At 45.8% G+C, this 8477-nt stretch carries 5 protein-coding genes, 2 tRNA genes and 3 rRNA genes (1 of these 10 running past the window's edge); 6 read left to right on the forward strand and 4 right to left on the reverse strand.

Features of this window, described 5'->3' with window-relative positions; translation table 11 throughout:
• Window positions 1-4 precede the first annotated feature (4 nt).
• From ACDE64_RS04150 to ACDE64_RS04165, 4 genes are all read right to left on the reverse strand, one after another.
• On the reverse strand, window positions 5-958 hold the full coding sequence (locus tag ACDE64_RS04150; RefSeq protein ID WP_411349086.1) for a hypothetical protein: 954 nt from the start codon (window positions 956-958) through the stop codon (window positions 5-7).
• A complete protein-coding gene (locus tag ACDE64_RS04155) occupies window positions 927-2021 on the reverse strand; it encodes an arginase family protein (RefSeq protein WP_411349087.1) in 1095 nt (364 codons plus the stop codon). Before ACDE64_RS04155 ends, ACDE64_RS04150 begins: the two co-directional genes overlap by 32 nt.
• Window positions 2014-2595 (reverse strand): hypothetical protein, encoded by a 582-nt coding sequence (locus tag ACDE64_RS04160; RefSeq protein ID WP_411349088.1) that lies wholly within the window; start codon window positions 2593-2595, stop codon window positions 2014-2016. Before ACDE64_RS04160 ends, ACDE64_RS04155 begins: the two co-directional genes overlap by 8 nt.
• Before the next feature lie 230 nt (window positions 2596-2825).
• Window positions 2826-2990 (reverse strand): hypothetical protein, encoded by a 165-nt coding sequence (locus ACDE64_RS04165; protein WP_367064130.1) that lies wholly within the window; start codon window positions 2988-2990, stop codon window positions 2826-2828.
• 177 nt (window positions 2991-3167) lie between these two features.
• Between ACDE64_RS04165 and ACDE64_RS04170 the strand changes: the two genes are divergently transcribed.
• The 6 genes from ACDE64_RS04170 to ACDE64_RS04195 form a co-directional block, all read left to right on the forward strand.
• The gene (locus tag ACDE64_RS04170) at window positions 3168-4046 is read left to right on the forward strand and encodes a helix-turn-helix domain-containing protein (RefSeq protein ID WP_411345251.1); all 879 of its coding nucleotides are present in this window, start codon (window positions 3168-3170) and stop codon (window positions 4044-4046) included.
• A gap of 677 nt (window positions 4047-4723) precedes the next feature.
• Window positions 4724-6276, forward strand: a 16S ribosomal RNA gene (locus tag ACDE64_RS04175).
• Between the two features lie 138 nt (window positions 6277-6414).
• Window positions 6415-6531, forward strand: a 5S ribosomal RNA gene (gene rrf / locus ACDE64_RS04180).
• 25 nt (window positions 6532-6556) lie between these two features.
• Window positions 6557-6633 (forward strand) — tRNA-Ile (locus tag ACDE64_RS04185).
• 22 nt (window positions 6634-6655) lie between these two features.
• Window positions 6656-6731 (forward strand) — tRNA-Ala (locus ACDE64_RS04190).
• Between the two features lie 150 nt (window positions 6732-6881).
• A 23S ribosomal RNA gene (locus tag ACDE64_RS04195) occupies window positions 6882-8477 on the forward strand (it continues 1330 nt past the right edge of the window).
• The 16S, 23S and 5S rRNA genes sit together here with 2 tRNA genes alongside, the layout of an rRNA operon.

Here is an 8477-nt window from a genome sequence, read left to right on the forward strand (position 1 = left end):
AACCTCAGTTTGTTTTGGTTTCGTAAATCTGACCCGTTCTCAAATCCACACCTAACCCATACTCCTCATCTATCCAATCGACATTTGGCGAAAAGGAACTCTCATCAGTAAGTGTGTCGCCCCACTGATGCACATACTGATGATGACGATACCAGAAACGCCACAAATCCGGTCGCTTCATCAGGGAATCGCGAAATAGGGAATAACTATGATCCGCACTGCTCTGCAATGTTGTTTTATCTACAGCAAATGGTTTATAGGCGATCAGACGATTATGACCCGGTTCCGGTTGATCCGCGATTACAATACACAGTTCTTTTTTTAATAGCGATACCAGACGGTAAATCCCGCTACGCATCTGCACGGAAGAAGTCAAATGCTGACAAACGAGAGGCTGCGAATCCTCGCCGGACCCGGTATTGCCGTCGAGATAGAGGAGAATATTTCCACGGTTGCGAAGAATGCGTACCAACTTTAGACCGCTGCCCTGCTCCTCGGAAACAATATAGTGAATATCCGACTCTCGACGAATATCGTTCCATAGCTCCAGTTCCTTTTCGCTATCATACGAATCCTGATCCACCACCACATCCAGACGCGAATTCAGATTCTCCATCATGCGTACCAGTTCAAGACCGACATATCGATAGGCTCCATAATGAAACGTACCGAATACTCCCTTGTTTCGAACACATTGTAAAATATGCTCGGCACCGACAATCTCGTCAAAACCAGCAAAGGCATCTGGGGATAAACGATATTCATTTTGTTCCAGATTGTTCATGCGATATTTCATCCAAGTGGATTCAATATGATTGGTATCAGCGGAATCTAAGGGCAGCAGCTCTTTGGAGATGTTCACGAGTGCCATAAAATCATCATAGCCCAGTCCATGCTCTTTTTCATATCGAAGCAGTTGATCTAACTCATTTTGTAATGGTGTTGTTTTCGTATTCATGGGGGATGCTCCTTTCTGGAATAGACACAGATTGTTGAAGCATGTGCAGTAGCTGAGAGAAGATATGAATCACAGTGTCATATTGAAAAGGAATACGTTCTGCGTTTATATCTGCGCCATGACCTTCGACCAGATCCATGCCGATGATGCCTGGTACATACCGCAAGCTGCGAATGACATCCAGCAATACATGTGCAGACGGACCACCAGGAGAAGGGAAATCAACAAAAGGAAATACAGAAGGGTCCAAAACATCGACATCGAATGAGACGTAGATATCATAATGATACGCTGATAACGATTCCAATATATGCTGTAGTTCTTGCGCATTCAATTGTGCAGCAGGAATACAGGATAGGCGTGGATGCTCATAATATTGCCCAAGTGAGCGAAGTCCCCGAACACCGAGCTGTATCACATGCTCAACAATTTGATTGGCAAGTAAATGACGCACAAAATTTCCGTGATGTACTTCATGATCCAGGCGTAGAGGATCAGAGCCGCAATCCAGGTGGGCATCAAAATGTAAATAAAGAATACGTCGACCATTCTGTTTCAATTGCTTCAGAATATGGTATGTAACCGAGTGATCGCCGCCAATATATGCGAATTTGGCGTTAGCGGAGCAAAATTGCCGAATCGGCAGTTCCAACGATTGTGAAAGTGCCTCAGCATTGTAGTCTTGGAGCGACATGTCGCCGCAATCATGTAGATGACAATGGGTGAGGATATGCTCCTGATAGTTTATATCGAAAATTCCACTGGATTGTGTACGTTCCAGTGCTGGGTAAAGCGGCGTTTTCGTACTCACATAACGTAGCGTCGCCGGAAACTGCCGTACCTTGCTGTCTGGATGGTTGGAGCCGTCAGCGAAGGGTAGACCCATAATATGAAGCTGTTCCGAATAAGGGGCGGATGGTAGAGAGGCGTGATAGAAGCATATATCCTGCGTAGGGCTGGAACATGTAACGTCTTCAGATAGCCAAAAGTTTTCCAAAGAAGAATCGCTAATGATTGCCTCGCCCCGAAGATTTTTATCTAATACATATTTCGTCTTATTCATGTTCCAACCTTCTTCCTTTTATGGAATAGCGTACAAATTTCAGTACAACCTGTCCCCATATCAGCAGGCACAATAACAGGTACGTCCATTGAGCGTACGAATGAGACAATGCTAATATACTTTGTAAACCCGATAAGGCTGCTATCCAACTAATGCAAAATGAAAGGTACAGTAATATACTCCATATTCGCATTTTGAATGTAGCCATGTTTTCCAATACATAATGACCATCCAATCCATAAAATGGTAAAAGGTTAAAGAAAATATAAGGCATATAGATGAGCGCGATACAGGATAGCATCATGGAGAAAGGTTGCCAGATCAGAATCATAGAGAAAATAAATTGCAATCCTACGCCCGCTACACTGACAATGATATTTTGCTTTTCTGTCATCTCCTGTTCAAACGCAAAGTATGTTTTGAACTCTACCTGATACGAACGACGACTTTTGACAATAACTACCTGATTAGCACCAAGAGCATAAGCACTTAACGCGTGCCCAAGTTCATGAATATACGTGCTTACGAACGTAAACAAAATATAGACCAACACAATCCACATAATGATCAGCATGCCCATTCCTCCTTGAGAAAAGGAATGGAGGTGCAAAAAGCCGAAGCTTTCTGCACCTCCTAAGTATATTAACAGCGGCCAGAAGCACAGCGTCCGCTTGCACAGCGACCAGAAGCATTTCTGCGGTTCGCTTCCAGTTCTTTCAGGTCTTTCGCGTCAACAGGTTTCAGAACGATACTTTTTTTCATGATGGACTCCTCCTTTCACGAGTAATATTTATTAAAAGTCAATTAGACCTTTAATCCATTTTCGTGAGGCAGTTCTTCCTGCTTGCCGGAAAAGATCACATCATGAGTAGAAGCGGGATGCATGGTGGTCATACTTATTGTCAATATGGAGTTAACTGTTGAAAAAAATAGCAGCCCTGCACACAATGATTTGAATACAATGTTCATGATCACCACTCCTTATGTAAGAACTGAATTGATCATACAACATTGTCTAAAAGGGTGGAAAAAACCAGAATGATCATATTTTTTGGGTTTTATTACACTTAATAACAAATAATACTTGTAGCGTGATAAAATATAATTGTAGGCATATTCCATGTATCATGAAGAAAGGAGAATGGCATGCAGCAGTATAATACGTTAGGATCAACTTTAAAAAAGTTCAGACTAGAAATGGGAATGTCGCAGCAACAGCTGGCACAAGACATATGTACTCAAGCGCAAATCAGCAAAATTGAAAAAGGTGACATTCTTCCGTTAAGCAGCACATTATCTGAGTTGACCAGCAGGCTTGGCATTACATTGGATTATTTCTTTTCGTTTGTAAGAAGCCCTGAATTTGATTACGTGAGTGATTTCTTTTATTTTTTACGAAAGCATGTTAGGAACAAAGAATACGATGAAGCATTATGGATGGTACAAAAAGAAAAAGATAATCCGCTATTCGATTCCAAAGACAAAAAGCAGTTTTTGTTATGGCATGAAGGCATGTGCCACTTTCAGATTTATAAAAATGCCGACTATGCAATGCAATGTCTGTATGCGTCACTCGACCTCACACCGCAAATCAATCGAATCTACTCTGAACGTCAAACCGAGATTCTGAACAGCATCGGAATTATTCACGACCAATTGCACGAATACAGCCAAGCAGCAGAGATATTTCATACTGCATTACAAAGCTTGGACAAACTTCCTCTAGTACAGGATCGTAATATCCAATTACGTCTCTACTACAATCTATCCAAAGCATTAATCAATCTGGAGCAATATCAGAACTCTTTATTGTATTGTCAAAAAGGAATCAAACTATGCATTCAGGAAGAACGTCTGTACTTATTTGGAGAATTACATTATCAAATGGGGATCAATCTAGTAAATCTTAAACGAAGAGAAGAAGGTAGGAGTTATATCAATAAAGCAAGAAGTATATTTGAACTTACCCATAAAACAGAGCTAATTACAATTGTAGATAGAGAATTGAATTCATGGTCTTCATAGAACAGCAAATAGTCGAGCTATGCTTATGAAGCTAGAGAGTAAACATGTAATCCCTTTAAGGTAGTAGATACAAGTGTCCAAGACTTATTTCATGAATGTTAGATACTAGAAAACAATCTATATCATAATCCGATTTTTATCATAGATCAGAAAAGGATTTCAGATTAGAATAGGAATCAACCAAATAAGTTGTAAAGACAAAGTGTTGACCTTTGTAGATCGATAATAAAATGCTAAATAAATAGTTGACTCAAACAATTCAATTATGATAAATTATAAAACGTTCCGCTTAAAGCTTTTACAGTTTTACAAGCAGAATAAACAATGTCATTAATTTCAATCAAACAAACTTTTAAATGATTTTTTAAAAAAAGTTGTTGACGAAATAATTGATAACATGATATGATCTAAGAGTTGTCACGAACGAGTGATAGCGATGTGAGGTATATTATGAAGATCCAAGTTAAACACTTGAAAAGAGAAAAACTCCTTAAAAAAAGTGCTTGACGAAAGAAACAAAACGTGATAAGATATAAAAGTTGCTGCGAGAGACATCGCGGCACACGAAAGAGCTTGATCTTTGAAAACTGAACAACGAGTGAGTGAAGAACTTAGGTTCTTCAAACAATAGAGAACAGCAATGTTCTCGCCAGCAAGAAATGAGCAAGTCAAACACTTTTATGGAGAGTTTGATCCTGGCTCAGGACGAACGCTGGCGGCGTGCCTAATACATGCAAGTCGAGCGGAATCGATGAGAAGCTTGCTTCTTTGAGATTTAGCGGCGGACGGGTGAGTAACACGTAGGCAACCTGCCCTTTAGCCTGGGATAACTACCGGAAACGGTAGCTAATACCGGATACGTTCGATGTCCGCATGGACGACGAACGAAAGACGGAGCAATCTGTCACTGAAGGATGGGCCTGCGGCGCATTAGCTAGTTGGTGGGGTAACGGCTCACCAAGGCGACGATGCGTAGCCGACCTGAGAGGGTGATCGGCCACACTGGGACTGAGACACGGCCCAGACTCCTACGGGAGGCAGCAGTAGGGAATCTTCCGCAATGGGCGAAAGCCTGACGGAGCAACGCCGCGTGAGTGATGAAGGTTTTCGGATCGTAAAGCTCTGTTGCCAGGGAAGAACGTTTTCTAGAGTAACTGCTAGAGAAGTGACGGTACCTGAGAAGAAAGCCCCGGCTAACTACGTGCCAGCAGCCGCGGTAATACGTAGGGGGCAAGCGTTGTCCGGAATTATTGGGCGTAAAGCGCGCGCAGGCGGTCATGTAAGTCTGGTGTTTAATCCCGAAGCTCAACTTCGGGTCGCATCGGAAACTGGGTGACTTGAGTGCAGAAGAGGAGAGTGGAATTCCACGTGTAGCGGTGAAATGCGTAGAGATGTGGAGGAACACCAGTGGCGAAGGCGACTCTCTGGGCTGTAACTGACGCTGAGGCGCGAAAGCGTGGGGAGCAAACAGGATTAGATACCCTGGTAGTCCACGCCGTAAACGATGAATGCTAGGTGTTAGGGGTTTCGATACCCTTGGTGCCGAAGTTAACACATTAAGCATTCCGCCTGGGGAGTACGGTCGCAAGACTGAAACTCAAAGGAATTGACGGGGACCCGCACAAGCAGTGGAGTATGTGGTTTAATTCGAAGCAACGCGAAGAACCTTACCAGGTCTTGACATCGGAATGACCGGTACAGAGATGTACCTTTTCTTCGGAACATTCCAGACAGGTGGTGCATGGTTGTCGTCAGCTCGTGTCGTGAGATGTTGGGTTAAGTCCCGCAACGAGCGCAACCCTTATGCTTAGTTGCCAGCACATGATGGTGGGCACTCTAAGCAGACTGCCGGTGACAAACCGGAGGAAGGTGGGGATGACGTCAAATCATCATGCCCCTTATGACCTGGGCTACACACGTACTACAATGGCCGGTACAACGGGAGGCGAAGCCGCGAGGTGGAGCGAATCCTAAAAAGCCGGTCTCAGTTCGGATTGCAGGCTGCAACTCGCCTGCATGAAGTCGGAATTGCTAGTAATCGCGGATCAGCATGCCGCGGTGAATACGTTCCCGGGTCTTGTACACACCGCCCGTCACACCACGAGAGTTTGCAACACCCGAAGTCGGTGGGGTAACCGCAAGGAGCCAGCCGCCGAAGGTGGGGTAGATGATTGGGGTGAAGTCGTAACAAGGTAGCCGTATCGGAAGGTGCGGCTGGATCACCTCCTTTCTATGGAGAATCGTCTTCTGCAACGAAGACATTCAAATTGAAGTCGTTGAGCAATCGACGCGGGTCACAATTGTGATCGATACTCACTTCGTTGTTCAGTTTTGAGAGGTTAATCTCTCGATGTAGATCGCGTCATCGTTTGGTGGTGATGGCGGAGGGGTTCCACACGTACCCATCCCGAACACGACCGTTAAGCCCTCCAGCGCCGATGGTACTTGGACCGCAGGGTCCTGGGAGAGTAGGACGCTGCCAAGCGATGCATCTTCATCATTTTTATTGTGGGCCCTTAGCTCAGTTGGTTAGAGCGCACCTCTGATAAGGGTGAGGTCGGTGGTTCGAGTCCACCAGGGCCCACCATTTTTTATTTCATACCCGATATGGGGCCATAGCTCAGCTGGGAGAGCGCCTGCCTTGCAAGCAGGAGGTCAGCGGTTCGATCCCGCTTGGCTCCACCAATATTATTTTGACAAGTTGATCCTTGAAAACTGGATACCGAAACGAAACATCGCGTTTTAGAAGACTGTTCTTACTGAACACTGTGCAAACAGGATCGGTAACGAAGAGTAATGAATAGGTTCTTCTTTTGATAAGAAGACCACCAACTAGGTTAAGCTAGTAAGAGCACACGGTGGATGCCTAGGCGCTAGGAGCCGACGAAGGACGTGGCGAACAACGATAAGGCCTCGGGGAGCTGTAAGCAAGCTTTGATCCGGGGATGTCCGAATGGGGAAACCTCACTGGATTCATCTCCAGTGACTCACATCTGAATACATAGGATGTGCAGAGGCAGACGAGGGGAACTGAAACATCTAAGTACCCTCAGGAAGAGAAAACAAGAGTGATTCCGTCAGTAGCGGCGAGCGAACGCGGAACAGCCTAAACCAAGAAGCTTGCTTCTTGGGGTTGTGGGACGTCTCTTTGGAGTGACAAAGGAATATGGTAGATGAAGAGGTCTGGAACGGCCCGCCGTAGAAGGTGAAAGCCCTGTAGTTGAAAGTGTGTTCCCTCCGAGACGGATCCCGAGTAGTGCGGGGCACGTGAAACCCCGTATGAATCTGCCAGGACCATCTGGTAAGGCTAAATACTCCCTAGCGACCGATAGTGAAGCAGTACCGTGAGGGAAAGGTGAAAAGGACCCCGGAAGGGGAGTGAAATAGAACCTGAAACCGTGTGCTTACAACAAGTCAGACCCGTTTTAGGGGTGATGGCGTGCCTTTTGTAGAATGAACCGGCGAGTTACGTTCCCGTGCAAGGTTAAGGTGAGAAGCCGGAGCCGCAGCGAAAGCGAGTCTGAATAGGGCGACTGTAGTACGTGGACGTAGACCCGAAACCGGGTGATCTACCCCTGTCCAGGATGAAGGTACGGTAACACGTACTGGAGGTCCGAACCCACGCACGTTGAAAAGTGCGGGGATGAGGTGGGGGTAGCGGAGAAATTCCAATCGAACCCGGAGATAGCTGGTTCTCCCCGAAATAGCTTTAGGGCTAGCCTCGGAAGATGAGTCGCGGAGGTAGAGCACTGATTGGATGCGGGGCCCGCAAGGGTTACCAAGTTCAGTCAAACTCCGAATGCCGCAGACTTTATTCCGGGAGTCAGACAGTGGGTGCTAAGGTCCATTGTCGAAAGGGAAACAGCCCAGACCATCAGCTAAGGTCCCGAAGTGTGTGTTAAGTGGGAAAGGATGTGGAGTTGCCCAGACAACCAGGATGTTGGCTTAGAAGCAGCCACCATTGAAAGAGTGCGTAATAGCTCACTGGTCGAGTGACTCTGCGCCGAAAATGTAACGGGGCTAAACACACCACCGAAGCTATGGCTTGATACATTCGTATCAGGGGTAGGGGAGCGTTGAATGAGGATTGAAGGTGTACCGCAAGGAGCGCTGGACATCATTCAAGTGAGAATGCCGGTATGAGTAACGAAAAGATCAGTGAGAATCTGATCCGCCGAAAACCTAAGGGTTCCTGAGGAAGGCTCGTCCTCTCAGGGTAAGTCGGGACCTAAGGCGAGGCCGAAAGGCGTAGTCGACGGACAACAGGTTGAAATTCCTGTACCACCGAAAGCCGCTATGAGCAACGGGGTGACGCAGGAGGGTAGTGACGCAGGCTGATGGATGCCTGTCTAAGCAGTGAGACTTGTGTGTAGGTAAATCCGCACACTCCAAGGTCAAGCTGTGATGGGGAGCGAAACTTATAGTAGCGAA

This window comes from Paenibacillus sp. WLX2291 (genome assembly GCF_046603665.1).
Taxonomy (GTDB): Bacteria; Bacillota; Bacilli; order Paenibacillales; family Paenibacillaceae; genus Saccharibacillus.